The organism is Klebsiella sp. BIGb0138, from assembly GCF_004342285.1.
Classification (GTDB): domain Bacteria; phylum Pseudomonadota; class Gammaproteobacteria; order Enterobacterales; family Enterobacteriaceae; genus Klebsiella.
In genome coordinates this window covers 542,829-568,536 of record NZ_SMCV01000001.1, presented here as the reverse complement: position 1 = coordinate 568,536, position 25,708 = coordinate 542,829, and the positions used below count along the sequence as shown (strand labels likewise).

The 25,708-nt window shown below is 58.7% G+C and carries 22 protein-coding genes and 1 pseudogene; 14 read left to right on the top strand and 9 right to left on the bottom strand.

All coding sequences use genetic code 11. The features are described 5' to 3' along the window. The first annotated feature begins 26 nt into the window (after nt 1-26). Together bglF and ascB are read left to right on the top strand one after the other, a co-directional pair. Nucleotides 27-1,996: pseudogene (gene bglF / locus EDF73_RS02675) on the top strand (PTS beta-glucoside transporter subunit IIABC). Nucleotides 1,997-2,011: 15 nt separating this feature from the next. After that, on the top strand, nt 2,012-3,406 hold the full coding sequence (ascB, locus tag EDF73_RS02670; protein ID WP_132725424.1) for a 6-phospho-beta-glucosidase: 1,395 nt from the start codon (nt 2,012-2,014) through the stop codon (nt 3,404-3,406). A gap of 38 nt (nt 3,407-3,444) precedes the next feature. Here ascB and EDF73_RS02665 read toward each other — a convergent pair whose 3' ends face one another. Continuing rightward, nucleotides 3,445-4,179: a class I SAM-dependent methyltransferase gene (locus tag EDF73_RS02665; RefSeq protein ID WP_132725422.1), complete on the bottom strand. Its 735-nt coding sequence runs from the start codon at nt 4,177-4,179 to the stop codon at nt 3,445-3,447. 123 nt (nt 4,180-4,302) lie between these two features. Here EDF73_RS02665 and mdtQ point away from each other — a divergent pair, with 123 nt between their 5' ends. Next, nucleotides 4,303-5,742 (top strand): multidrug resistance outer membrane protein MdtQ, encoded by a 1,440-nt coding sequence (gene mdtQ / locus EDF73_RS02660; protein WP_132725420.1) that lies wholly within the window; start codon nt 4,303-4,305, stop codon nt 5,740-5,742. A gap of 63 nt (nt 5,743-5,805) precedes the next feature. Here mdtQ and EDF73_RS02655 read toward each other — a convergent pair whose 3' ends face one another. Beyond that, nucleotides 5,806-6,375: a DedA family protein gene (locus EDF73_RS02655; RefSeq protein WP_132725419.1), complete on the bottom strand. Its 570-nt coding sequence runs from the start codon at nt 6,373-6,375 to the stop codon at nt 5,806-5,808. A 207-nt stretch (nt 6,376-6,582) separates the two neighbouring features. Between EDF73_RS02655 and EDF73_RS02650 the strand changes: the two genes are divergently transcribed. Beyond that, nucleotides 6,583-7,170 (top strand): Yip1 family protein, encoded by a 588-nt coding sequence (locus EDF73_RS02650; protein WP_132725417.1) that lies wholly within the window; start codon nt 6,583-6,585, stop codon nt 7,168-7,170. Nucleotides 7,171-7,405: 235 nt separating this feature from the next. Continuing rightward, a complete protein-coding gene (gene pbpG, locus EDF73_RS02645; RefSeq protein ID WP_132725415.1) occupies nt 7,406-8,353 on the top strand; it encodes a D-alanyl-D-alanine endopeptidase in 948 nt (315 codons plus the stop codon). Between the two features lie 40 nt (nt 8,354-8,393). Here the strand turns inward: pbpG and EDF73_RS02640 are convergent, their stop codons facing one another. Together EDF73_RS02640 and dld are read right to left on the bottom strand one after the other, a co-directional pair. After that, nucleotides 8,394-8,948, bottom strand: a complete 555-nt coding sequence (locus EDF73_RS02640) for a GNAT family N-acetyltransferase (RefSeq protein WP_132725413.1) — start codon at nt 8,946-8,948, stop codon at nt 8,394-8,396. 86 nt (nt 8,949-9,034) lie between these two features. Continuing rightward, nucleotides 9,035-10,780, bottom strand: coding sequence for a D-lactate dehydrogenase (dld, locus tag EDF73_RS02635; protein WP_132725411.1), 1,746 nt, complete (start codon nt 10,778-10,780; stop codon nt 9,035-9,037). A 193-nt stretch (nt 10,781-10,973) separates the two neighbouring features. Here dld and bglX point away from each other — a divergent pair, with 193 nt between their 5' ends. The 5 genes from bglX (at nt 10,974) to EDF73_RS02610 (ending at nt 17,197) form a co-directional block, all read left to right on the top strand. Continuing rightward, the gene (gene bglX, locus EDF73_RS02630) at nt 10,974-13,271 is read left to right on the top strand and encodes a beta-glucosidase BglX (RefSeq protein WP_132725409.1); all 2,298 of its coding nucleotides are present in this window, start codon (nt 10,974-10,976) and stop codon (nt 13,269-13,271) included. Nucleotides 13,272-13,453: 182 nt separating this feature from the next. Then, on the top strand, nt 13,454-14,371 hold the full coding sequence (locus tag EDF73_RS02625; RefSeq protein ID WP_165905627.1) for an ABC transporter substrate-binding protein: 918 nt from the start codon (nt 13,454-13,456) through the stop codon (nt 14,369-14,371). A 7-nt stretch (nt 14,372-14,378) separates the two neighbouring features. Further along, complete coding sequence (locus EDF73_RS02620) at nt 14,379-15,536, top strand: ABC transporter permease (protein WP_132725407.1); 1,158 nt, start codon at nt 14,379-14,381, stop codon at nt 15,534-15,536. Next, nucleotides 15,529-16,476: an ABC transporter ATP-binding protein gene (locus EDF73_RS02615; protein WP_132725406.1), complete on the top strand. Its 948-nt coding sequence runs from the start codon at nt 15,529-15,531 to the stop codon at nt 16,474-16,476. Before EDF73_RS02620 ends, EDF73_RS02615 begins: the two co-directional genes overlap by 8 nt. Next, a complete protein-coding gene (locus EDF73_RS02610; protein ID WP_132725404.1) occupies nt 16,460-17,197 on the top strand; it encodes an ABC transporter permease in 738 nt (245 codons plus the stop codon). The genes EDF73_RS02615 and EDF73_RS02610 overlap by 17 nt, the downstream gene beginning before the upstream one ends. Here the strand turns inward: EDF73_RS02610 and EDF73_RS02605 are convergent. Further along, the gene (locus EDF73_RS02605) at nt 17,172-17,285 is read right to left on the bottom strand and encodes a protein YohO (RefSeq protein ID WP_071844955.1); all 114 of its coding nucleotides are present in this window, start codon (nt 17,283-17,285) and stop codon (nt 17,172-17,174) included. The genes EDF73_RS02610 and EDF73_RS02605 overlap by 26 nt on opposite strands. Nucleotides 17,286-17,344: 59 nt before the next feature. Next, nucleotides 17,345-18,076: a MerR family transcriptional regulator gene (locus EDF73_RS02600; protein ID WP_132725402.1), complete on the bottom strand. Its 732-nt coding sequence runs from the start codon at nt 18,074-18,076 to the stop codon at nt 17,345-17,347. A 210-nt stretch (nt 18,077-18,286) separates the two neighbouring features. On the opposite strand from EDF73_RS02600, the gene EDF73_RS02595 reads away from it, so the two are divergent. From EDF73_RS02595 to EDF73_RS02585, 3 genes are read left to right on the top strand one after another with little or no spacing between them, the layout of a single operon-like run. Further along, nucleotides 18,287-19,975 carry a sensor histidine kinase gene (locus EDF73_RS02595; RefSeq protein WP_132725400.1) on the top strand — a complete coding sequence of 563 codons (1,689 nt, stop codon included), beginning with the start codon at nt 18,287-18,289 and terminating at the stop codon, nt 19,973-19,975. Next, a complete protein-coding gene (btsR, locus tag EDF73_RS02590) occupies nt 19,969-20,688 on the top strand; it encodes a two-component system response regulator BtsR (RefSeq protein ID WP_132725398.1) in 720 nt (239 codons plus the stop codon). The genes EDF73_RS02595 and btsR overlap by 7 nt, the downstream gene beginning before the upstream one ends. 53 nt (nt 20,689-20,741) lie before the next feature. Then, nucleotides 20,742-21,209, top strand: a complete 468-nt coding sequence (locus EDF73_RS02585) for a DUF1456 family protein (protein WP_132725397.1) — start codon at nt 20,742-20,744, stop codon at nt 21,207-21,209. A 144-nt stretch (nt 21,210-21,353) separates the two neighbouring features. Here the strand turns inward: EDF73_RS02585 and EDF73_RS02580 are convergent, their stop codons facing one another. Together EDF73_RS02580 and metG are read right to left on the bottom strand one after the other, a co-directional pair. Continuing rightward, the gene (locus EDF73_RS02580; RefSeq protein WP_132725395.1) at nt 21,354-21,815 is read right to left on the bottom strand and encodes a YehR family lipoprotein; all 462 of its coding nucleotides are present in this window, start codon (nt 21,813-21,815) and stop codon (nt 21,354-21,356) included. Between the two features lie 167 nt (nt 21,816-21,982). Continuing rightward, nucleotides 21,983-24,016: a methionine--tRNA ligase gene (gene metG, locus EDF73_RS02575; RefSeq protein WP_132726286.1), complete on the bottom strand. Its 2,034-nt coding sequence runs from the start codon at nt 24,014-24,016 to the stop codon at nt 21,983-21,985. A 153-nt stretch (nt 24,017-24,169) separates the two neighbouring features. Between metG and apbC the strand changes: the two genes are divergently transcribed. Further along, entirely contained in the window at nt 24,170-25,279 is a 1,110-nt protein-coding gene (gene apbC, locus EDF73_RS02570; protein ID WP_132725393.1) for an iron-sulfur cluster carrier protein ApbC, read from the top strand. Between the two features lie 102 nt (nt 25,280-25,381). Here the strand turns inward: apbC and EDF73_RS02565 are convergent, their stop codons facing one another. Further along, the gene (locus tag EDF73_RS02565; RefSeq protein WP_132725391.1) at nt 25,382-25,699 is read right to left on the bottom strand and encodes an RcnB family protein; all 318 of its coding nucleotides are present in this window, start codon (nt 25,697-25,699) and stop codon (nt 25,382-25,384) included. Nucleotides 25,700-25,708: the final 9 nt, after the last annotated feature.

Below are 25,708 nucleotides of genomic sequence, written 5' to 3'. Positions count from 1 at the left end.
TCGCATTACTACTGGATTGTTACTGCATTAGGCAGGCAAAACCTGAGCGCGACGCCACCCGGCGTTGTTCTCGGGTTTTTTTTATTTTTACACTCAGTCACGGTTGCCTGCGGGCAGCGGAAGTAAGGAAAACAGCATGGAATATAAAGCACTCGCGCAGGATATTCTTAGCCGGGTAGGCGGCAAAGAGAATATTGTGAGTCTGGTTCACTGCGCTACACGGCTGCGTTTTAAGCTCAAAGAGAATAAAAAAGCCGATGCCGAAGGGCTGAAAGCCAACCCTGGCGTGATCATGGTGGTGGAGAGCGGCGGTCAGTTCCAGGTGGTGATCGGCAACCACGTCCACGACGTCTGGCAGGCGGTGCGTCACGAGGCGGGCCTGACGGACGACAGCGAGCCGGTGGCGGAAAGCGGCGAGAAAGCGTCGCTCCTGGGCCAGGTGATTGATGTGGTCTCCGGTATTTTTACTCCGTTTATTGGCGTACTGGCGGCCTCGGGGATCCTCAAAGGGCTGCTGGCGCTGGCAGTGGTCTGCGGCTGGCTGGCGCCTCAGCAGGCGACCTATAAAATCTGGTTTGCCGCCAGCGACGCGCTGTTCTTTTTCTTCCCGCTGTTTTTGGGCTATACCGCCGGGAAAAAATTCGGCGGGAGTCCGTTTATTACCATGGTGATCGGCGGCGCGTTAACCCACCCGCTGATGATTCAGGCCTTTGACGCCAGCCAGGCGCCGGGGGCGGCGGCAGAGTACTTTCTCGGTATACCGGTGACCTTTATCAACTACAGCTCTTCAGTGATCCCGATAATCCTCGCTTCATGGGTCAGCTGCTGGCTGGAGCGTAAAAGTAACGCTCTGCTGCCTTCATCGATGAAAAACTTCTTCACCCCGCTGATTTGTCTTGCTCTGGTGGTCCCGCTGACCTTCCTGGCGATTGGCCCGGTGGCCACCTGGCTAAGCCAGCTGCTGGCCCACGGCTACCAGATTATCTACACGGTTGCGCCGTGGCTGGCGGGGGCGGCGATGGGCGCGCTATGGCAGGTTTGCGTGATATTCGGCCTGCACTGGGGGCTGATCCCGCTGATGATTAATAACCTGACGGTACTGGGACATGATTCGATGCTGCCGATGCTGCTGCCCGCGGTCATGGGCCAGGTGGGGGCCGCGCTGGGGATCTTCCTGCGCACCCGCGATGCGCGACAAAAAGTGCTGGCGGGTTCGGCGGTGTCCGCCGGGATCTTTGGCATTACTGAACCGGCGATTTATGGTCTGAATCTGCCGCTGCGCCGTCCGTTTATCTTTGGCTGTGTCGCTGGCGCCATCGGCGGGGCTATCGTCGGCCTTAGCGATAGCCACGTCTACTCCTTCGGTTTTGCCAACATTTTCACCCTGGCGCAGATGATCCCGCCGCAGGGGATTGACGCCACCGTATGGGGTGGGGTGATTGGCATCGTGGCCGCGCTGGTTATCTCCTGCGCGTTGACCTTTGCCGTCGGGCTGCCGGCCAGAGGCGCGGCGGCGTCGGCTGTCCCGGTCGCGGCGGTGTCGGAAAACGCGATTCTGGCTCCGATGTCCGGCACCGTGCTGGCGCTGGATCAGGTTCCTGACAGCACCTTCGCCAGCGGTTTGCTGGGGCAGGGCGTGGCGATTATTCCCGCCGCCGGCAAGGTGGTTGCGCCGTTCTCCGGGGAGGTGGCGTCGTTATTCGAGACTAAACACGCGATTGGACTACTCAGCGATAGCGGCATTGAGCTGCTCATCCACGTCGGCATCGACACCGTCAAGCTCGATGGCGTGCCCTTTACCGCCCACGTTCAGGTAGGCGATAAGGTACAGGCCGGTGATTTACTGATTGAATTTGACCGTCAGGCCATTCTCGACGCCGGTTATGACCTGGCGACGCCGATTATTATCAGCAACAGCGACGATTATCGTTCACTCGACATTGTCTCCACCAGCGTGGTCGATGCCGGTCAGCCGCTGTTGTCCGTAAGCCATTAATCACAGGAGAGAAAGATGAAGAAATTCCCACAGACCTTTTTATGGGGCGGCGCGACCGCGGCAAACCAGGTGGAAGGCGCTTACCTGGAAGATGGCAAGGGATTATCGACCTCGGACGTGCAGCCGCACGGCGTGTTTGGCGACGTCGTCGAGCGTGTTCCGGGCGACAGCGGCATCAAAGATATCGCGATCGATTTTTACCATCGTTACCCGGAAGATATCCGTCTGTTTGCGGAGATGGGCTTTAACTGTCTGCGGGTGTCGATTGCCTGGACGCGTATTTTCCCCAACGGCGACGATGCCGAACCGAACGAAGCCGGGCTGGCGTTTTACGATCGGCTGTTTGCTGAAATGGCGCAGCACAACATCACCCCGCTGGTGACCCTATCGCATTATGAAATGCCGTGGGCGCTGGTGAAAAACTACGGCGGTTGGGGCAGCCGCGAGGCGATCGGCTTCTTCGAACGCTACGCGCGGACGGTGTTCACGCGCTATCAGGAGCGGGTCAAGCTGTGGCTGACCTTTAACGAAATCAACATGTCGTTGCATGCGCCAATGACCGGCGTCGGCCTGCCGGAAGGCAGCAGCAAAGCGGCGGTCTACCAGGCGATACACCACCAGCTGGTGGCCAGCGCGCTGGCGGTCAAAGCCTGCCATGAGATCGTCCCTGACGGTAAAATCGGCAATATGCTGCTCGGCGGCTTAATGTATCCGCTAAGCTGTAAACCGGAAGATGTGTTTGAAACCCTGCAGCAGAACCGCAGCTGGCAGTTCTTCGGCGACGTCCAGTGTCGCGGCAGCTATCCCGGCTATATGCTGCGCTATTTCCGCGACCAGGGGATCGAGGTGACGATAACCGATGCCGATCGCGCCGCGCTGAAAGAGACCGTGGACTTCATCTCTTTCAGTTATTACATGACCGGCTGCGTCACCGCCGATGAGGAACTCAATAAGCAGGCGCGGGGTAATATTCTCAGCATGGTGCCAAACCCGCATCTGGCGAGCTCGGAATGGGGCTGGCAGATCGATCCTCTGGGCCTGCGTACGCTGCTCAACGTGCTGTGGGATCGCTATCAAAAGCCGCTGTTTATTGTCGAAAACGGTCTCGGTGCGAAAGATCGGCTGGAGGCCGACGGATCGATTAATGATGATTATCGCATCAGCTACCTCAACGACCATCTGGTACAGGCGCGGGAAGCCATCGAAGATGGCGTGGAGCTGATGGGCTTTACCAGCTGGGGGCCTATCGATCTGGTCAGTGCCTCAAAAGCGGAGATGTCCAAGCGTTACGGCTTTATTTACGTCGATCGTGACGATCGGGGGGACGGGACGCTGGCACGGAGTAAGAAGAAGAGTTTCTACTGGTACAAAGAGGTGATTGCCAGCAATGGCGGCAGCTTAACAGAGTAATATCCCCGGCGGCCCGGGTCCTCCGGGCCGCTCACCGCTTACGCCGGTTTGCGGGCGCGCAGCAAAAAGATCATCGGCCGTTCTTTCTCTTCATCAAGGCCCGGCTGGGCGGCGATTTGTTCCGCCGTTGGCCCCCATTCGTCAAGATGCTCAATCCTGAAACCCGCGGCAATCAGCAGGTTTATCCAGCTCGCCAGCTTACGATGCTGTTTTTTCACTCCGTCGGCGAACCAGTTGCTGATACGCTCGCCTTCCTGTTGATAATGGCTCACCGGCCAGCTTTTTTGCCCGGTTTCATCTTGTTGCCAGCCCTGACGCGGCGGGGCGGTGTAGATCGGGTGTTCGGCGGAAAATACCAGCGTCCCACCCGGGGTTAACGCCTGATAAATCGTGGCGAACAGCGGGGCAACGTCGGGAAGGTAATGCAGCGCCAGTGAACTGTAGACCAGCTCGCAGCTGTTGGCGGGGAGAGCCAGGGTCTGTAAATCCGCGCAGCGATAGTCAATCCCGTCGTGCTGGCCCATTTCGCGCGCGCGATCGAGCATCCGGCGGGAAATATCCAGACCGCTAATCTGCGCGGCCCCCTGTTCACGAGCCCAGCGGCAGAACCATCCGTAGCCGCAGCCGAGGTCAACAACCCGCAGGCCGGATAACGGCGGCAGCATCTGCTGAATCGCCGGCCATTCTGGCGCGCCGTCCAGCCCTTTTACCGAACGGTCGAGAGTGGCATATCCTGCAAAAAAATCAGGATCATCGTAAATATTCTGGCTCATTATCACTCCATGAATGATTTGTTTATTTTTAATTATCCGGGTATTTAGTCACACATTTTACTTAACGGCTTAATTTTATATCACTTATTATAATCGGTCTTATTTAATCATCCGATCTATCCAATGAATTTTACTCTCAGAAAAAGCGTATTGGCTGGGTTACCCCTGGCCATCGTTCTGGTTGGCTGCGCGCCGTCCCATGATATCGGGGAACCGCCGCAGCAGCAGATCCCTGCCTCCCATGTCTCTATGGATCTGCCCGCCGCCGTTAAAAATGGCTGGCCGCAAAGCAACTGGTGGCAGGAATACCGTGACCCACAGTTGAATAACCTGATTCAACGCGCCCTGGCCAATGCCCCGGATATGCAAATTGCCAACCAGCGTATTAAGCTGGCAGAAGCGCAGGCGCGCATGTCGCAAGCCAGTCTTGGGCCGGAGATGGATTTTTCCGCCAATGTTGAACGGCAGAAAATGTCGGCAGAAGGGCTGATGGGGCCGTTTGCGACGGATACCGACGGTAATACCGGACCGTGGTATACCAACGGCGCCTTTGGCCTGACGGCGGGTTGGGATCTGGACCTGTGGGGGAAAAACCGCGCGTTGGTCAAAGCGCGTATTGGTGAGGTCAAAGCGCACATCGCCGAACAGGCGCAAACCCGCGAACTACTGGCCAGCAGCGTGGCGCGTCTTTACTGGCAGTGGCAGACCGAAGCGGCGGTGAAAGATGTCCTGCAGCAGGTGAAGGCTGAGCAAAATAATATCGTCAGCGTCGACCAGGCGCTGTACCAGCGCGGGATCACCAACTCCGCCGAAGGGGCAGAGAACGATATCAATGTCAGCAAAACCGATCAGCAGCTGGCCGATGTTGCCGGTAATATGAAAGAAATTGAAGCCCGCCTGATGGCGCTGACCAACAGCCAGAGCCAGGCGCTGAATCTGCAGCCGGCGACTCTGCCGGCGGTCAGCGCGCAGATGCCAACGGAGCTGGGGTATGAACTGCTGGCGCGCCGTCCGGATCTGCAGGAGGCGCACTGGTATATTGCGGCGTCGTTGAGCGAAGTCGATGCGGCGAAAGCGGCGTTCTATCCGGATATTAACCTGATGGCTTTCCTGCAACAGGATGCGCTGCACCTGAGCGATCTGTTCCGCCACTCCGCGCAGCAGATGGGGCTTACCGCCGGGCTAACGCTGCCTGTCTTTGATAGCGGCCGGCTCAACGCCAACCTGGATATTGCCAGCGCGCAGAATAACCTGTCGATAGCGAAGTACAACAAAGCGGTGGTTGATGCGGTGAACCAGGTGGCGAAGACCGCCAGCCAGGTGGAGACGCTGATGGAGAAAAACCAGCAGCAGCTGCAGGTCGAAAAAAATGCCCGGCGGACGGTGAATCTGGCCGAACAGCGAATGAAAGCCGGGATTCTGCCGGGCGCGAGAGTCAGCCTCGCCAGACTGCCCGCGCTACAGGAACGCATTACCGCGCTGCGCCTGCAAGGCCAGTGGCTGGATGCCAGTATACAGCTGACCTCCGCGCTGGGCGGCGGCTACCATCAGACCACAAAATAAACCGCCGCGCAGACCGGCTCATAAGCGCATCGGGGATACCCCGGTGCGCTTTGCCCATTGCGGCTACTCTTTCTTTTTTGCCTCGCGGCGTCGGAACCACCAATGGGCGGCCACCACCAGCGCAATCGCCAGCCCCAGCCAGATAATGTGTTTCAGATGGCCATCAAGATGATGCAGCCACGGCCCAATGGCTTCTCCGCCCAGATAGCCGAGGGTGGTGAATAGCAGCGCCCAGGCCAGCGCGCCGAGGATATTTAACGGCAGGAACACTTTTGGCGGCAGGCGGCTGGCGCCGATCAGCAATGGCCCGATCACCCGAAAGCCGTACATAAAACGGGTACCAATCACGAACAGATAGGGGCGACGCTGAATCATACGCTGTGCTTTATGAATCCGCGCCTGATGGCGGGAAAAGCGCCGCAGCAACCGGCCGCCGAAGCGCCTGCCCAGCAGGTACAACAGCTGGTCGCCAATCATCCCGCCCAGCGCGACCGAGATCACCACCAGTGGAAACTTTAATAAGCCCTGATGCGCCGCCACGCCGCCAAGGAGGGTGACGGTTTCGCCTTCCGCCAGGCTGCCGATCGCCAGCGCAGCGTAGCCATATTGGGAAATCAGGTTATTGATATCCATACAAAGATAAACTCCCTTACCCTTCCTGTTTCACGCTGTCTCTCCGGCAACGTGCATGATCAAAGGTATCAATTATCAATCCATTAATCATACACCCTGCAGCTTCAAACACGGTTAAGCGCATTTTTATTGCTGTATACAAAATAATCTCTCAGGGTGAATTATACTTGGATCAGTGCTGTACGAGGCCGTGACAAGGGGGACGCTATGAACCATGTCTGGGGACTATTCTCTCATCCGAATCAAGAGATGAGCGTTATCAAGAGCGAAAACGAGACCGTTTCGCACCACTATACGCACCATGTACTGGTCATGGCGGCGGTTCCGGTTATCTGCGCATTTATCGGTACCACGCAGCTTGGCTGGAACTTCGGCGATGGCAACGTGGTAAAACTGTCGATGTTAACCGGTCTGGCGTTGGCGGTGGTCTTCTACGCCGTGATGCTGGCGGGCGTGGCGGTGATGGGGAGGATCATCTGGTGGATGGCCAGAAGCTATCCGCAGCGGCCATCGCTAAAACGCTGCATGGTGTTCGCGGGCTATGTCGCGACGCCGATTTTTCTTAGCGGGCTGGTGGCGCTCTATCCGCTGGTATGGCTGTGTGCGCTGGTGGGGACGGTCGCTCTGTTCTACACCGGCTATCTGCTGTACCTCGGTATTCCGACATTCCTGAGTATCAATAAAGAAGAGGGGCTTAGCTTTGCCAGCTCCACCCTCGCCATCGGGGTACTGGTGCTGGAAGTCCTGCTGGCGATCACCGTGGTCCTGTGGGGCTACGGCTACCGCCTTTTCTAGCCAGACCCGGCACCCTTCACGCCGCCCGCCGGTGGGGCGGCAAGCGGAATGCGATCAGGACTGATCTATTGCCGGCATAAATGGATATTTATGCCGGCAATGCAGCATTTGTTCACGATTCTTATTAGTCAGGTGCCGTAATGGCGCGCTATGATAGGCTTTGCCAGCGTCGCCTGTTCCCCGGCGTCGCAGCGTACGTTAATCACGTGCAAAAATACTTTTCAGAATGTTCACAATGCCGAAATTTCGAGTTTCTTTGCTCAGCCTGACGTTGCTCCTGGCTGTGCCTTTTGCGCCTCAGGCGATTGCCAAAACCCCCGCGCCCCTTGCCGCCGCGCAGCCGGAGATAGCCTCCGGGAGTGCGATGATCGTCGATCTTGCCAGCAAAAAGATTGTTTACCAGAGCCAGCCGGACCTGGTCCGCCCCATTGCGTCGATTACCAAAGTGATGACCGCGATGGTGGTGCTGGATGCGCATCTGCCGTTAGACGAGATGCTGAGCGTGGATATCAGCCATACGCCAGAGATGAAAGGCATCTATTCGCGCGTGCGCCTGAACAGCCAAATCAGCCGCCACGACATGCTGCTGCTGGCGCTGATGTCCTCGGAAAACCGCGCCGCCGCGAGCCTTGCCCACCATTATCCCGGTGGCTATGACGCCTTTATTCGCGCCATGAATGCCAAGGCCCAGGCGCTGGGGATGACCCATACCCGCTATGTTGAGCCGACGGGGCTGTCGATTCATAACGTCTCCACCGCCCGTGACCTGACGAAGCTGCTGCTTGCCAGCGAGCAATATCCGCTGATTGGCAAGTTGAGCACCACGAAAGAAGATACCGCGACCTTTGCCCATCCGGCCTATACGCTGCCGTTCCGCAATACCAACCATCTGGTATATCGCGATAACTGGAATATTCAGCTGACCAAAACCGGCTTTACCAACGCCGCCGGCCACTGCCTGGTGATGCGTACGGTGATTAATCAGCGCCCGGTGGCGCTGGTGGTGATGGACGCCTTCGGGAAATATACCCACTTTGCCGATGCCAGCCGCCTGCGTACCTGGGTTGAGACCGGGAAGGTGATGCCGGTTCCGGCCGCCGCGCTGAGCTATAAAAAGCAGCGTGAAGCGCAGATGGCGGATGCCATGCTGAAAGGCGGCGCGCAGACCGCGCAAAACGATTAATGCCTCTCCCCCGACTCGCGCAGGCGGGCGGGGGATGTTTTTATTCCGGAATGGTTAAGTCGCCCTCACCGAGCTGGCGCTGCATAATCAAGGTATCCCGCCAGTCCCCCATCTTATACCCGACGCTGCGCAGCTGACCCGCCACGCTAAAGCCAAATTTTTTGTGGATCGCCAGCGAACCGGCGTTGTTATGCCCGTCGCCGATAATCGCCAGCATCTGCCGCCACGGCCCCTGTTCACATTTTGCAATCAGCTGCGCCAGCAGGGCGCTGCCGATGCCGCGCCCGCCCATGCCGGATTCGACATAAATCGACTCCTCAAGGGTGTAGCGATAGGCCGGACGCGGGCGGTAAAAGGTGGCGTAGCAGTAGCCGACAATCGTCCCGCGCCATAGCGCAACCAACCACGGCAGCCCGTTATCGCGCACGGTTTTGATCCGCTTGCGCATTTCGTCGACTGTGGGGGGAATATCTTCAAAGGAGGCGCGTCCATTCAGCACGTGCCAGACGTATAGCGCGGCGATGGCGTGCGCGTCATCGGGCAGGGCTTCGCGGATTTCTAATTCAGCGCCGTGTAACATATCCGCTTCGGACATGAGAGGGACTCCTTAACCTGGTTTGCCGGAGATGCGTTTCTCCGGCGTGCAGCGTAATACAGAATCCCTCTCCGCGTCACCCTGGATTATTGCTGCTCAGGGACGTCGCTCTCGCTCTGCTGACGCTCTCCCCAGTACTTGTGCTTACTGGTTTTGCCGAGGCCTGGGTTCATGCTGTTGGTCGGGTCGTTCTGACGGTAGAACTGTTTTAAGCTATCCGGCGCTTCATACAGGTGGCCGACGTTATGCTCGGCGGGGTATTGCGCGCCGCGTTCGTTCAGCAGCGCCAGCATTTGCTCTTTCAACGCGTGGGCATCGACCCCTTTCTTGACGATGTAATCCTGGTGGAAGACATGGCACATAAAGTGGCCGTAGTAGAGCTTATAGACCAGCTGGCTGTCGATCTCGGGCGGCAGATGCTCGAACCATTCGCTGTCGTTGCGGCGCAGGGCGATATCCAGCGCCAGAATATCTTCCACCTCATCGGCATGAACCGCCTGGTAACGAATGGCGGCCCCCGCGGCGGCGAAGCGGTGAAGAAACGCCTTGCTGCCTTCTTCCGGCGTGCAGGCAAAGAAATCGCCCTCGGCATCGCGGAAGTATTCCGTCAGCCATGCCTGAGCTTCTTCGATGCCATCGCCCGCCATTTTCAGCAGCAGGTGATGCTCATACTTATCGCGCCAGCTTTTCATACGTTCCGGCAGGTGCGCCGGGAAGACGTGCCCGAGCTTTTGCATGAAGCGGTCGGTAAAGTGGGGCTTAAACAGCGACACTTTCTCCAGCATGGCGTCGGTACGGCCTTTCATGGTGAAGAAGAACGGCATTTTGTCGGTGCCGAGCTTATCGATCATCAGGAAGGTGTCTTTGCCGTAGCGTTCGGCGATATCGTAAATATCGCGGTGCATATACTCGCCCGCCACCGGCAGATGCGCAAATTCAGCGAGAATATGGCGACGGATTTCCGTCAGCACCGCGGGTTGATTGGTGCCGATGTAAAAGACCTGCTGGCGCTTTTCCGCCGGAAAGGTGTCCAGACGCGCGGCGAAAACCGCCAGCTTGCCGGCGCAGCCGGAGGATTCAAACAGGCGATCCGGGTCGGCGTTGTAGCGCGCCGGGGTATCGGCATTGACGTCGCGCACGCGGGTGACGTAATCATGGTCATGGGCGTGACGACCGTCGTGCTGCACATCTTCATCTTTAATACGATCGTCGTCGAGACGGCTGAGGATCTGTTCCGGCGTGGTGCCGAGGTCAATACCGAGATGGTTAACCAGCCGCAGCTTGCCGTGTTCGTCAATCTGCGCGAACAGCGACATCTCGGTGTAGGCCGGGCCGCGTTGCACCAGCGAACCGCCGGAGTTGTTGCAGATCCCGCCGATCACCGACGCGCCGATGCAGGAAGAGCCGATCACCGAATGCGGCTCGCGGCCGAACGGTTTCAGCGCTTTTTCCAGCGAATAGAGCGTGGTGCCAGGGAACGCCAGCACCTGTTCGCCTTTATCCAGCAGGTGCAGTTTATCGAGGCGCAAAGTGCTGATGATCACGATGTCGCGGTCATAATCATTGCCGCTGGGCGTCGAGCCTTCGGTCAGACCGGTGTTTGCCGCCTGCATCAAAATGATTTTATCGGCGTCGACGCAGGCGCTCAGCACGCGCCAAAGTTCCAGCAGGGTTCCCGGGAAAACGACCGCCAGAGCATCGCCCTGGCCGGAGCGGAAACCCTTACGGTAACGCTGCGTTTTGGCCGGGTCGGTTAACAGATGGGAGGAGCCAACCAGTCTTGCCAGTTCCGCCAGAAAATCAGGATTATTCGATGGTGTTGCAGATGACATGATCCACTCCTTGTGGTGGTAGCGAAAATATCAGGATTAAGCATAACGCTTTGTATGACAATTGTGGGCATCAATGTTTCGAAAAATCAGAGAAGAACCTTAGCATTCTGCAGGCGTCTTGTTTATATATATGGCAAACTGCGGTTTTTATTATGTTTTGCCGTAATCCCGGCCTGAGAGAAGAGAGATAACAATGAAATGGCTCTGCACTATAGGCGTCGCCGTGAGTCTGGCGCTGCAACCCGCGCTGGCGGATGAACTGTTCGGCAACCACCCCTTAACGCCGCAGGCGCGAGACGCGTTCGTCAGCGAACTGCTGAAGAAAATGACCGTCGATGAAAAAATCGGTCAGCTAAGGTTGATTAGCGTCGGCCCGGATAACCCGAAAGAAGCGATCCGCGAGATGATCAAAGACGGGCAGGTCGGGGCGATCTTTAATACCGTGACCCGCCCGGATATCCGCGTGATGCAGGACCAGGTCATGCAGCTCAGCCGTTTGAAAATCCCCCTGTTTTTCGCCTATGACGTGATCCATGGCCAGCGTACCGTGTTCCCGATAAGCCTTGGCCTGGCCTCCTCGTTTAACCTCGACGCGGTGAATACCGTGGGCCGCATTTCGGCCTATGAAGCCGCCGACGACGGCCTCAATATGACCTGGGCGCCGATGGTGGATGTCTCCCGCGATCCGCGCTGGGGCCGCGCGTCGGAAGGCTTTGGCGAAGATACCTACCTGACCACCATGATGGGGCAGGCGATGGTTGAGTCGATGCAGGGCAAGAGCCCGGCGGATCGTTACTCGGTGATGACCAGCGTGAAGCACTTTGCCGCCTACGGCGCGGTGGAGGGCGGGAAAGAGTACAATACCGTCGATATGAGCCCGCAACGCCTGTTCAACGACTATATGCCGCCCTATAAAGCGGGTCTCGATGCCGGGAGCGGCGCGGTGATGGTCGCCCTGAACTCGCTCAACGGCACGCCGGCCACCTCCGACGCCTGGCTGCTGAAAGAGGTCCTGCGCGATGACTGGGGCTTCAAAGGCATCACCGTTTCCGACCACGGCGCGATCAAAGAGCTGATCAAACACGGCGTCGCATCCGATCCGCAAGACGCGGTGCGGGTGGCGCTGAAGTCGGGCATCAACATGAGCATGAGCGACGAGTACTACAGCAAGTATCTGCCGGGGCTGGTCAAATCCGGCAAAGTGACGATGGCCGAGCTGGATGATGCGACGCGTCACGTCCTGAACGTCAAATATGATATGGGGCTGTTTAACGATCCGTACAGCCACCTCGGGCCGAAGGGATCTGACCCGCAGGATACCAACGCCGAAAGCCGTCTGCATCGCAAAGAAGCGCGCGAAGTCGCGCAGCAAAGCCTGGTGCTGCTGAAGAACCGTCTCGAGACGCTGCCGCTGAAAAAATCGGGCACCATTGCGGTGATCGGGCCGCTGGCCGACAGCAAGCGCGACATGATGGGCAGCTGGTCGGCGGCGGGCGTGGCGGATCAGTCGGTGACGGTGCTGAGCGGTATTAAAGATGCGTTGGGCGACAAAGGTAAAGTGATTTATGCCCGCGGCGCTAACGTTACCAATGATAAAGGCATTGTTGATTTCCTTAATCTGTATGAGAAAGCGGTGCAGGTTGACCCGCGTTCGCCACAGGCGATGATCGACGAAGCGGTGGCGGCGGCGAAGCGGTCCGACGTGGTGGTCGCCGTGGTCGGCGAGGCGCAGGGCATGGCCCATGAAGCCTCCAGCCGGACCGACATTACCCTCCCGCAGAGCCAACGAGATTTGATTAGCGCCCTGAAAGCCACCGGTAAACCGCTGGTGCTGGTGCTGATGAACGGCCGTCCGCTGGCGCTGGTGCAAGAAGACCAGCAGGCTGACGCGATGCTGGAGACCTGGTTTGCCGGTACTGAAGGCGGCAACGCCATTGCCGATGTGCTGTTTGGCGACGCCAACCCGTCCGGGAAACTGCCGATGTCGTTCCCGCGCTCGGTGGGGCAGATCCCGGTGTACTACAGCCACCTGAATACCGGCCGTCCGTACAACGCCGACAAACCGAATAAATACACTTCCCGCTATTTCGATGAGGCCAACGGCCCGCTGTATCCGTTTGGCTACGGCCTGAGCTACACCACCTTTAGCGTCTCCGACGTGAAGATGTCGGCGCCGACCATGCCGCGAGACGGCAGCGTCACCGCCAGCGTGCAGGTGACCAACACCGGTAAACGAGAAGGGGCGACGGTGATTCAGCTCTATCTGCAGGATGTGACCGCCTCGATGAGCCGTCCGGTGAAAATGCTGCGCGGCTTCAAGCGCGTGACCCTCAAACCGGGAGAGACGCAAACCGTCACTTTCCCGATTGAGATTGATGCGCTGAAGTTCTGGAATCAGAAAATGAAGTACGACGCCGAGCCGGGTAAATTCAACGTCTTTATCGGCGTTGATTCTGCCCGCGTGAAGCAGAGCGAATTTGAACTGCTGTAATCCATCACCCGGGTGAGGCCGCCGCGCCGCCGCCCGCCAGCCCCCCGGCAGCGTTGTGCTGACCGGGGGGCTGGCTTCCTTACCTCTCTCTGCGGACATCGGAGCCGCGAAATCCCGCCAGATGAACTACGCTTTTGTCTTAAGCTCCTGTAAACGGAGCGCAAAATAATGAGGGAAGCAGGATGATGATTGCGACAAAATTGACCGGGGCGCTGGCGCTGGCTGCCCTGGTAAGCCTGCCGCTGCAGGCGGCGGAGCCGGTAAAAGTGGGCTCAAAAATCGATACTGAAGGGGCGCTGCTGGGCAATATTATTTTGCAGGTGCTGGAGAGTCACGGGGTGAAAACCGTCAACAAGGTCCAGCTGGGCACCACGCCGGTGGTGCGCGGGGCGATTACGGCGGGTGAACTCGACATCTATCCGGAATATACCGGCAACGGCGCTTTCTTCTTTAAAGAGGAGAACGATCCGGCATGGAAAAACGCGCAGCAGGGGTATGAGAAGGTCAAAAAGCTGGATGCCGAAAAGAATCAGCTTATCTGGCTGACGCCCGCCCCGGCCAACAATACCTGGACCATTGCCGTGCGTCAGGATCTGGCGGAAAAAAATCATCTGACTTCGCTGGCCGATCTTAGCCGCTATCTGCAAAACGGCGGCACCTTCAAGCTCGCGGCCTCCGCCGAATTTATCGAACGCCCGGATGCGCTACCGGCCTTTGAAAAGGCTTACAACTTCAAGCTGAATCAAAGCCAGCTGCTGTCGCTGGCGGGCGGCGATACGGCGGTGACCATCAAGGCGGCGGCGCAGCAAACGTCCGGCGTCAACGCGGCGATGGCCTACGGTACCGACGGGCCGGTGGCGGCGCTGGGGCTGCAAACGCTCAGCGATCCGCAGGGCGTACAGCCGATTTACGCCCCGACGCCGGTGGTGCGCGAGGCGGTGCTGAAAGCCTACCCGCAGATGGCGCAGTGGCTGCAGCCGGTCTTCGCCAGCCTCGATGAAAAAACGCTGCAACAGCTGAATGCCAGTATTGCGGTGGAAGGGCTGGATGCGAAAAAAGTTGCCGCAGATTATCTGCAGCAAAAAGGGCTGTTGAAGTAGATTATCCGTGGCTATTCGTTGTTATAACCGCGTATCGCTACTGCTGGCCTGCTTACTGCTGCTGGTGGTGGCGTTACCCTTCGTCAACTATGCGCCTAATCGCCTGCTGTCCGGAGAAGGGCGCTGGCTTTGGCAGGTCTGGCCGTGGCTGACGGCGGCGCAGGCCGGCGGGGCGCTACTGCTGCTGATCCTCAGCTGGCGCCCCGGTCGCCTGCCGCTGCTGCTGACCTTCCTGTGCGCCGATGTGCTGCTGGCGCTGTTGTTCTGGGGGGCAGGGCAGGCGGCGGTACAGCTGGCGCAAAGCGGTTCTCCGCTGGCGCGTACCTCGCCGGGGAGCGGCCTGTGGCTGGCGCTGGCGCTGTGTCTGCTGATGGCCAGCGATGCTATCCGCCGCCTGACGCCGCGGGCGCTCTGGCGCTGGCTGCTCAATGCGCAGATCTGGCTGCTTCCGTGCGCGCTATTAGCGACCGGCGCGCTGGATCAGCTCTCGCTGTTGAAAGAGTACGCCAACCGTCAGGAGGTGTTCGATGACGCCCTGCGCCAGCATGTGATCCTGCTGTTCGGCACGCTGCTGCCGGGGCTGCTGATCGGCCTGCCGGTGGGCATCGGTCTCTGGCGCCGGCCGCGCTGGCAGGCGCCGGTGTTTACCTTTCTCAATATTATTCAAACCATCCCCTCGGTCGCGCTCTTTGGTCTGCTGATCGCGCCGCTGGCCGGCCTCGCCCGCCATTTTCCCGAGCTGGCGGCGATCGGCGTGTCCGGTACCGGGATGACGCCAGCGCTCATTGCGCTGGTGCTGTATGCCCTGCTGCCGCTGGTGCGCGGGGTGGTGACCGGGCTGCAGCAGGTGCCGCGTGAAGCGCTGGAGAGCGCGGCGGCAATGGGGATGAGCGGCGCTCAGCGGTTCTACAACGTGCAGCTGCCGCTGGCGCTGCCGGTCCTGCTGCGCAGTCTGCGGGTGGTGAGCGTGCAAACCGTCGGCATGGCGGTGGTGGCGGCCTTGATCGGCGCCGGGGGATTTGGCGCGCTGGTATTCCAGGGGCTGTTAAGCAGCGCGCTGGATCTGGTGCTGCTTGGGGTGATCCCCACGATTGCGCTTGCGGTGGCGATCGATGCGCTGTTTGCGCTCTGGAGCGCATTCCTGAAAGGAGAGGCGGGTGATTGAATTTGACGGCGTCACTAAATCTTTTGCCGGCTTACCGGCGGTGAAAAATCTCAACCTGCACCTGCGTGAGGGGGCATTCTCGGTCCTTATCGGCACTTCCGGTTCGGGCAAATCGACCACGCTGAAGATGATCAACCGGCTGGTCGAGCATGACGGCGGCACGATCCGTTTCGCCGGGCAGGATATTCGCCAGCAGCCGGTGCTGGCTCTGCGACGGCGGATGGGGTATGCCATTCAGTCCATTGGCCTGTTTCCGCACTGGACGGTGGCGCAGAATATCGCCACCGTCCCGCAGCTGCAAAAGTGGCCCCGGCAGAAAATCGACGCGCGCGTTGATGAGCTGATGGCGCTGCTGGGGCTGGAACCGACGCTGCGGGCGCGCTATCCGCACCAGCTTTCCGGCGGCCAGCAGCAGCGCGTCGGGGTGGCGCGGGCGCTGGCGGCAAACCCGGAGGTGCTGCTGATGGACGAACCGTTCGGCGCCCTTGACCCGGTTACCCGCGAAGCATTGCAGCAGGAGATGATCCGCATCCATCGTCTGCTGGGGCGCACCATCGTGCTGGTGACCCATGATATTGATGAAGCGCTGCGGCTGGCCGACCATCTGGTGCTGATGGACGGCGGCGAGGTGGTGCAGCAGGGAGCGCCGCTGCAGATGCTGCTCGAACCCGCCAACGGCTTTGTCCAGACCTTCTTTGGCCGCAGCGAGCTGGGCGTCCGGCTGTTGTCGCTGCGCGGCGTCGGGGACTATCTGCGCCGCGACGAACGGCTGGCCGGGGATAGCTTAAACGTGGCGATGACCCTGCGCGAGGCGCTATCGCAGTTTGTCGCCCAGCGTCGTGAAGTGCTGCCGGTGGTGGATGAACAGGGGGAAGCGTGCGGGACGCTGCATTTTGCCGACCTGTTGGGCGAGGAGGTCCGGCGTGAGAGTACTGCGTGATCCGCTGCTGTGGCTGCTGGCGCTGTTTATCGCCATCCTGCTGGCGCTGCCGTACAGCGCGCCGCTCTTCAGCGCCCTGTTTCCCGAACTGCCGCGCCCGGTCTATCAGCAGGAAAGCTTTCTTTCGCTGACTCTCGCCCACTGCTGGCTGGTAGGGCTTTCCAGCCTGGCGGCGACGGTGGTTGGCGTGGGCGCCGGAGTCGCGGTGACGCGTCCCGCAGGCCGTGAGTTTCGTCCGCTGGTGGAGACCATTGCCGCGATGGGGCAAACCTTTCCGCCGGTGGCGGTGCTGGCGATTGCCGTACCGGTCATGGGATTTGGCTGGCAGCCCGCGCTGATCGCGCTGGCGCTCTACGGGGTGCTGCCGGTACTGCAGGGGACGCTGGCCGGGCTGAGCGAGGTACCGCCAGGCGTGCTGAGTATCGCCCAGGGAATGGGGATGACTGACTGGCAGAGGTTGGTCAAAGTGGAACTGCCGCTGGCCGCACCGGTGATGCTGGCCGGCATTCGGACTTCGACGATCGTCAATATCGGCACCGCGACCATTGCTTCAACGGTGGGAGCTAACACGCTCGGCACGCCGATTGTGATCGGCCTGAGCGGATTCAACACCGCCTATGTGCTGCAAGGGGCGCTGCTGGTGGCGCTGGCGGCGATTATCGTCGATCGCGGGTTTGAACGGCTGAACCAGTGGATCAGCCGACACCGCCGCGAACAATGAAGGAATAACCGGCCAGCATCACGCCGCTAATCCCACCGATGGCCATAAATAAGAAAAGGGTAATCACCGCGATTTTCGCTGGCTTCATAATAGGCTCCTGATGTTAACGCAGGGATTATACGGTGAAGCTCAGGTGTTAATGAAACATTAATTGCTATTTAGCCAGATCACCTGCCCCTGCTGCTGCCAGGCCTGCAGCTGCTCCTGCTGAGCCGGGCCAGGGTTTTCACCGCACCATACCAGCAGGGTGCTGTCGGGAAAAAGATCGGGGCGAATCTGCGCCAGCGAGTGGGGGAGGATATCCACCCGCCAGCCCTGTTCACAGGCAATCCAGCCTTCCAGCCAGAGCCGCGTGGTATCGTTGACGTTCCAGCCGACCACCAGCGCGTGGCTGCCCGGGCGTTTCCAGGCGCTGGCGAGGCTGTGCGCAATATGGCTGATGAGGATCCCGTCGAGGATGCTGCGCAGCGCGATAAGCGTCGGCTGAGGGCTGAGCAGGCGATGGCGCAGGGGAACAAACAGATGATTGACCAGGGTTTGCGCGGAGTAACTATGGTTGCGCTCTTTGATCCACAGGCGTAAACGATGGTAGCTGCCGTCGTGGAGATAGCCCAGCAGGATCTCCTGCTGTTCCCGCCAGCCGCCTTCCTCCTGACGATCGTCGTCGTTGAGCAGCGTTTTGACTTTACTGACCTGAACCCCGGAATCAATCCAGCGTTTAATTTCGCGGATGCGGTCGATTTCCTGCTCGTTAAACAGACGGTGGCCGCCGTCGGTGCGCTGAGGTTTGAGTAGCCCATAGCGCCGTTGCCAGGCGCGTAACGTTACGGGATTGATGTCACAGAGCTGAGCCACTTCACCAATCGTATAAAGCGCCATTTATCCCCTCCCGCAGATGCTCCCCTTATAACTGTAGAAGCTGTTTGCCGAAGGTAAAATATTTGCTCGTTTTTTGTGCTTTACGGCGCCGGGACGCAGGCAATAAATGTGATCGTGACCATCATTTGCGATTTTCTTGTAGTGCTTCAAAGAAAGTTTGGACCCGGCAGTGTATGTTACGCGCTTTCGAGTGAAGCGTGGTCTGCGGGTATGTACGAGTTCGATCTGGTGTTGCTGCTGCTTCAGCAGATGTGCGTGTTTTTGGTCATCGCGTGGCTGATGAGCAAGACGCGGCTGTTCATCCCCTTAATGCAGGTCACCGTCCGCCTGCCGCACAAGCTGCTGTGCTATGTCACTTTCTCCATTTTCTGCATTATGGGGACCTACTTTGGTCTGCATATCGAAGACTCGATCGCCAATACCCGCGCCATCGGCGCGGTGATGGGCGGCCTGCTCGGTGGCCCGGTGGTGGGCGGCCTGGTGGGGCTCACCGGCGGGCTGCATCGCTACTCCCTCGGCGGCATGACGGCATTAAGCTGCATGGTTTCCACAATTGTCGAAGGGCTGCTTGGCGGTCTGGTGCACAGCGTGCTGGTGAAGCGCGGACGGCCGGATAAAGTCTTCAGCCCGCTCACCGCCGGCGCGATTACCTTCTTTGCCGAGCTGGTGCAGATGATGATTATTCTGCTGATCGCCCGCCCGTTTGCCGACGCGCTGCACCTGGTGCAAAGCATCGCCGCGCCGATGATGGTGACCAATACCGTCGGCGCGGCGCTGTTTATGCGCATCCTGCTGGATAAGCGGGCGATGTTCGAGAAATACACCTCGGCCTTTTCCGCCACCGCGCTTAAGGTTGCGGCTTCGACGGAGGGGATCCTGCGCCAGGGGTTTAACGAAGAGAACAGCATGAAGGTGGCGCAGGTTCTGATTCAGGAACTGGACATTGGCGCGGTGGCGATAACCGACCGCAACAAGCTGTTAGCGTTTACCGGGATCGGCGACGATCATCATCTGCCCGGCAAACCGATCTCCTCGTCCTATACGCAAAAGGCGATTGATAGCGGGGAGGTGGTCTACGCCGACGGTAATGAAGTGCCTTACCGCTGCTCGATTCACCCCAACTGTAAGCTGGGGTCGACGCTGGTGATCCCGCTGCGCGGCGAGAACCAGCGGGTCATCGGCACCATTAAGTTATATGAAGCCAAAAATCGCCTGTTCAGTTCTATCAACCGCACGCTGGGGGAGGGGATTGCCCAGCTGCTGTCGGCGCAAATTCTCGCCGGGCAGTACGAGCGGCAAAAGGCGCTGCTGACCCAGTCGGAGATTAAACTGCTGCACGCCCAGGTGAACCCCCATTTCCTGTTTAATGCCTTAAATACCCTGAAAGCGGTGATTCGCCGCGACAGCGATCAGGCCGGGCAGCTGGTGCAGTACCTGTCGACGTTCTTCCGTAAGAACCTGAAACGGCCGTCGGAGATTGTCACCCTGGCGGATGAGATTGAACATGTGAACGCCTATCTGCAGATTGAGAAAGCGCGTTTCCAGGCCAATCTGCAAATTCAGATGCTGGTGCCCGACGCGCTGGCCCACCATCAGCTGCCGGCGTTTACCCTGCAACCGATTGTGGAAAATGCGATTAAGCACGGCACCTCGCAGCATCTCGGCGTGGGGGAAATTACCATTCGCGCCAGCCAGCACCAGCGCTGGCTGCAGTTAGATATCGAAGATAATGCCGGACTGTACCAGGACAATCCCAACGCCAGCGGGCTGGGAATGAGCCTGGTGGACAGGCGTTTACGGGCGCGCTTCGGCGCCGACTGCGGCATTACCGTCACCTGTGAGGCGGAGTGCTTTACCCGCGTCACGCTGCGACTGCCTCTGGAGGAGAATGCGTGTTAAAAGTGTTGATAGTTGATGATGAACCGCTGGCACGAGAAAATTTGCGGGTTTTGCTGGAGTCAGCCAGCGACATCGAAATCGTCGGTGAATGCGCCAACGCGGTGGAAGCCATCGGCGCGGTGCATAAGCTGCGCCCCGACGTGCTGTTTCTCGACATCCAGATGCCGCGCATCAGCGGGCTGGAAATGGTCGGGATGCTCGATCCTGAACATCGGCCTTACATCGTGTTTCTCACCGCTTTCGATGAGTATGCGGTGAAGGCCTTCGAAGAGCATGCCTTTGATTATTTGCTGAAACCGATTGAAGCAAAGCGGCTGGAGAAAACCCTGGCGCGCCTGCGCCAGGAGCGCAGCCTGCAGGATATCTCGCTGCTCGACGATACCCAGCAGGCGCTGAAATATATTCCCTGTACCGGCCATAGCCGCATCTGGCTGCTGCAGATGGAGGATGTGGCCTTTGTCAGCAGCCGGATGAGCGGGATTTACGTCACCGATCGCGAAGGGAAGGAAGGATTCACCGAACTAACCCTGCGCACCCTCGAAAGCCGGACGCCGCTGCTGCGCTGCCACCGCCAGTATCTGGTGAATATGGCGCACCTGAAAGAGATTCGTCTCGAAGAAAACGGCCAGGCGGAACTGCTGATGCGGGCCGGACAAACGGTGCCGGTCAGCCGTCGTTACTTAAAAAGTCTGAAAGAGGCGATTGGTCTGTAAAACGGCGGAATCGTGATAGACTTAGCGCCAGCATTTTTCATCATGAAGGCATTATGATCAGTAACGATATCCTACGTAGCCTGCGCTACACCCTGAAAACTAACAATAACGACCTGGTGCGTATTTTTGCGCTGGGCGAAGCCGTCGTCAGCGCAGAGCAGCTGGTACCGTGGTTGAAAAAGGAAGATGAAGAGGGCTTTCAGCGCTGCCCGGACATTATGTTGTCGCTTTTCCTCAATGGCCTGATTTATGACAAACGCGGTAAAGATGAGTCCGCGCCGCCGCTGGCGGTTGAGCGCCGGGTGAATAACAATATCGTGCTGAAAAAGCTGCGTATCGCTTTCTCTCTGAAGACCGAAGATATTCTCGCCATCCTGACCCAGCAGAAGTTCCGCGTCTCGATGCCGGAAATCACCGCCATGATGCGCGCGCCGGAGCATAAGAATTTCCGCGAATGCGGCGACCAGTTCCTGCGCTATTTCCTCCGCGGGCTGACCGAGCGTATCCACGCCAGGCCCTGAATTTGCCGCCCGTTGAACTGTCCCGGCTGGCGCCTGGCTGAGCCGGGCTGCAACGACCGCGCCGGGCGGCGACAGCCGCAATTTTTTTGTCCCCGTGTAGCCCGGGTAAGGCGTTTACGCCGCGACCCGGGAATACTCCGCGCGCTATTTCACTTCCTGGAACCCCTGCTCTTTGAGCAATTTCTCTGACTCCGCCATCGAGATATCCTTGAGCGCGCAGTTGGTGAACATCGACCCCGGCAGCTTACACAGTTCGCTAATCTGAGCCTGGGTAAAATCAACGCTGAGATGCTCCAGAGCATAGCTGTCCTGATAATCGATGCGCTGTTCTACACCTTTTACATGGTGATAAACGCTGCTCATCGGCTCGATCAAGGCCTGCGCCTGTTCTTTACTGGCGGCGCCGATGCTCTTATAGGGGATGGTATTATTCGCATCCTGACGCAGCACTTTGTCACCCGCGTAATGGTAGGTAAAACTCAGATCGACGCCGTTGGCGGTGCGGATGAAGGTTTTGCTCTCTTCTTTTTGGTTATCGCAGCCCGAGAGGCCGACAACCAGCAGGGAGACCGCCGCAGCGGCCGCCAGCTTGCGGTAAAGTTTCATCACAGTCCTTATGTTGGTCATGAGTGGAGTACCGTTTATCAGACGGTATGCCGATTGATTATTATCACGATTGCCGTCGCGCGCAACGCGCAGAAAAGGTAGGGGAGTGAGAATCGGAATGAATAGATAAAGAAAAAGCGCTGCCGGAGCAGCGCTTGATGCGGAGATTATTTCACCTGCTGGCCAGGCTGGGCGCCGCTGTCCGGGCTTAACAGGAAGATATCCTTCCCACCGGGACCTGCCGCCATCACCATCCCTTGCGAAATGCCGAAACGCATTTTACGCGGCGCCAGGTTGGCCACCATCACCGTCAGACGGCCGATCAGCACCTGCGGGTCCGGGTAGGCGCTACGAATGCCGGAGAAGACGTTGCGCTTCTCGCCGCCCAGATCGAGGCTCAGACGCAACAGCTTGTCCGACCCGTCGACAAATTCGGCATTCTCAATCAGCGCGATACGCATATCCACTTTGGCGAAATCGTCAAAGGTGATGGTGTCCTGAATCGGGTCATCCGCCAGCGGGCCGGTTACCGGCGCGGCGGTGGCTTTCACCTCTTCTTTCGACGCGTCGACCAGCGCTTCAACCTGTTTCATTTCGATACGGTTGTACAGCGCCTTGAAGGCGTTGACCTTATGCGACAGCAGCGGCTGCTGGATAGCGTCCCAGCTCAGCTCGCAGTTGAGGAACGCTTCGGCGCGCGCGCTCAGGCCCGGCAGCACCGGCTTCAGCCAGGTCATCAGCACGCGGAACATATTCAGGCCCATGGTGCAGATCGCCTGCAGGTCGGCATCGCGGCCTTCCTGTTTCGCCACTACCCACGGCGCCTGTTCGTCGACGTAGCGGTTAGCCACATCGGCCAACGCCATAATCTCGCGGATGGCTTTGCCGAACTCGCGGCTTTCCCAGGCTTCGCCGATGGTGGTTGCGGCATCGGTAAAGGTTTTGTACAGCGCCGGGTCGGCCAGTTCTACCGCCAGCATGCCGTCGAAACGCTTGTTGATAAAGCCCGCATTACGCGACGCCAGATTCACCACCTTGTTGACGATGTCGGCGTTGACGCGCTGAATGAAATCTTCCAGGTTCAGGTCGATATCATCGATGCGTGAAGAGAGCTTCGCGGCGTAGTAGTAACGCAGGCTGTCGGCATCGAAATGGTTCAGCCAGGTGCTGGCCTTGATAAAGGTGCCGCGTGATTTGGACATCTTGGCGCCGTTAACGGTCACGTAGCCGTGAACAAACAGGTTGGTCGGCTTGCGGAAACCGCTGCCTTCCAGCATCGCCGGCCAGAACAGACTGTGGAAATAGACGATATCTTTGCCGATAAAGTGGTACAGCTCGGCGGCGGAATCTTTCTTCCAGTAGGCGTCGAAGCTTTCGCTATCGCCGCGCTTGTCGCACAGGTTCTTGAAGGAGCCCATGTAGCCGATCGGCGCGTCCAGCCAGACGTAGAAGTATTTCCCCGGCGCGTTGGGAATTTCAAAGCCAAAGTAAGGCGCGTCGCGGGAGATGTCCCACTGCTGCAGACCGGACTCGAACCACTCCTGCATTTTGTTCGCCACCTGCTCCTGCAGCGCGCCGCTGCGGGTCCACGCCTGCAGCATTTCGCTAAACGACGGCAGGTCGAAGAAGAAGTGCTCGGATTCACGCATCACCGGGGTCGCGCCGGAGACCACGGATTTCGGGTCGATCAGCTCGGTCGGGCTGTAGGTGGCGCCGCACACTTCACAGTTATCGCCATACTGGTCCGGCGATTTACACTTCGGACAGGTGCCTTTCACGAAACGGTCCGGCAGGAACATGCCTTTTTCCGGATCGTAAAGCTGAGAGATGGTGCGGTTTTTGATAAAACCGTTCTCTTTCAGGCGCGTGTAGATAAGCTCCGACAGCTCGCGGTTCTCTTCGCTGTGGGTGGAGTGGTAGTTATCGTAGCTGATGTCGAAGCCAGCAAAATCGGTCTGGTGCTCCTGACTCATTTCGCCAATCATCTGCTCCGGAGAGACGCCGAGCTGCTGAGCTTTCAGCATAATAGGCGTGCCGTGGGCGTCGTCTGCGCAGATGAAGTTGACCTCGTTGCCGCGCATTCGCTGGTAACGGACCCAGATATCAGCCTGGATGTGCTCCAGCATGTGGCCGAGGTGGATTGAGCCGTTGGCGTACGGCAGGGCGCACGTTACCAGAATTTTCTTCGCGACTTGAGTCATAGTGGGCATTACATCTTCTGTTGTAAAAAGGGCTTTTGATATTACCAAAAGGGTAATGGGTGCGCCATAAATGGCTGACCATATATGGATAATCCTCAGCTGTGATAAACTCAATCATTACTGAAAGCATCTCATAACAACAAAGGAGTCGGGATGAATTCGCAATCCCAGGCCAAATCCCCCGAACGTCTACGTGCGATGGTCGCCGGAACGTTGGCTAATTTCCAGCACCCAACTTTGAAGCATAACCTCACCGCGCTGAAAGCTCTGCACCACGTCGCGTGGCTGGACGATACCGTGCATATCGAGATCCAGATGCCGTTCGCCTGGCACAGCGCCTTTGAGGACTTAAAAGAGCAGTGCAGCGCCGATCTGCTGCGTATCACCGGCGCCCAGGCGATCGACTGGAAGCTGACGCACAGCATCGCCACGCTGAAGCGGGTGAAAAACCAGCCGGGCGTCAACGGCGTCAAAAATATTATTGCCGTCAGCTCCGGCAAAGGCGGCGTCGGTAAATCATCGACGGCGGTTAACCTCGCGCTGGCGCTGGCCGCGGAAGGGGCGAAGGTGGGGATCCTCGATGCCGATATTTACGGCCCGTCGGTGCCGACCATGCTGGGGGCGGAAGATCAACGTCCGACCTCGCCGGATGGCACCCACATGGCGCCGATCGTCAAATTTGGTCTCGCCACGAACTCGATCGGCTATCTGGTGACCGACGATAACGCGATGGTGTGGCGTGGCCCGATGGCCAGCAAGGCGCTGTTGCAGATGCTGCAGGAGACGCTGTGGCCGGATCTGGATTATCTGGTGCTGGATATGCCGCCGGGCACCGGCGACATTCAGCTGACGCTGGCGCAGAATATCCCGGTCACCGGAGCGATAGTGGTCACCACGCCGCAGGACATCGCGCTGATCGATGCGAAAAAAGGCATCGTGATGTTTGAGAAAGTGGAAGTACCGGTCCTCGGCATCGTGGAAAACATGAGTATGCATATCTGCAGCAACTGTGGCCACCATGAGCCGATTTTCGGCACCGGCGGCGCGGAGAAACTGGCGGCGCAATATCATACTCAGCTGCTGGCCCAGCTGCCGCTGCACATCAATCTGCGTGAAGATCTGGATAACGGTAAGCCGACCGTCGTCGCCCGTCCGGAGAGCGAGTTCACCGAAATTTACCGTCGGCTGGCGGGGCGCGTGGCGGCCCAGCTCTACTGGCAGGGGGAAGTCATTCCTGGTGAGATTGCCTTCCGCGCGGTATAACGCCCGCAGATGACATCACGCCCTGTGCTTTGCTGTGCCGGACCGGACAGTAAAAGGACAGGGCGTTTTCGTTGGCGCATGCTGGCGAGGTGCCGTCAGCCATTAGTGCTGATAGAAAATCTCGCCATCGTAAATTTTGACAATTTTACCTTCGGTATCGGTGATCAGCACGTAGCTGCCGCCCATATAGGTGTAGTGGGTGCCGGCATCCGGCGCGGGCAGGTTGCGCTGCTGCCACTGTTTAATGGTGTATTCCGGGGTGAGATACAGCGGCGGCACGGTATCGCCTACGCGAAACTGGGTGAAGTCGGCGGTGAAGCCATCCAGTTCGTATTTTTGCACAGCGCCGGTGGACGCCGCCCATACGCTACTGGTGCCGGCCAACAGTACGCCCAGAAGCATCATTTTTGTTTTACGCATAATTTCCTC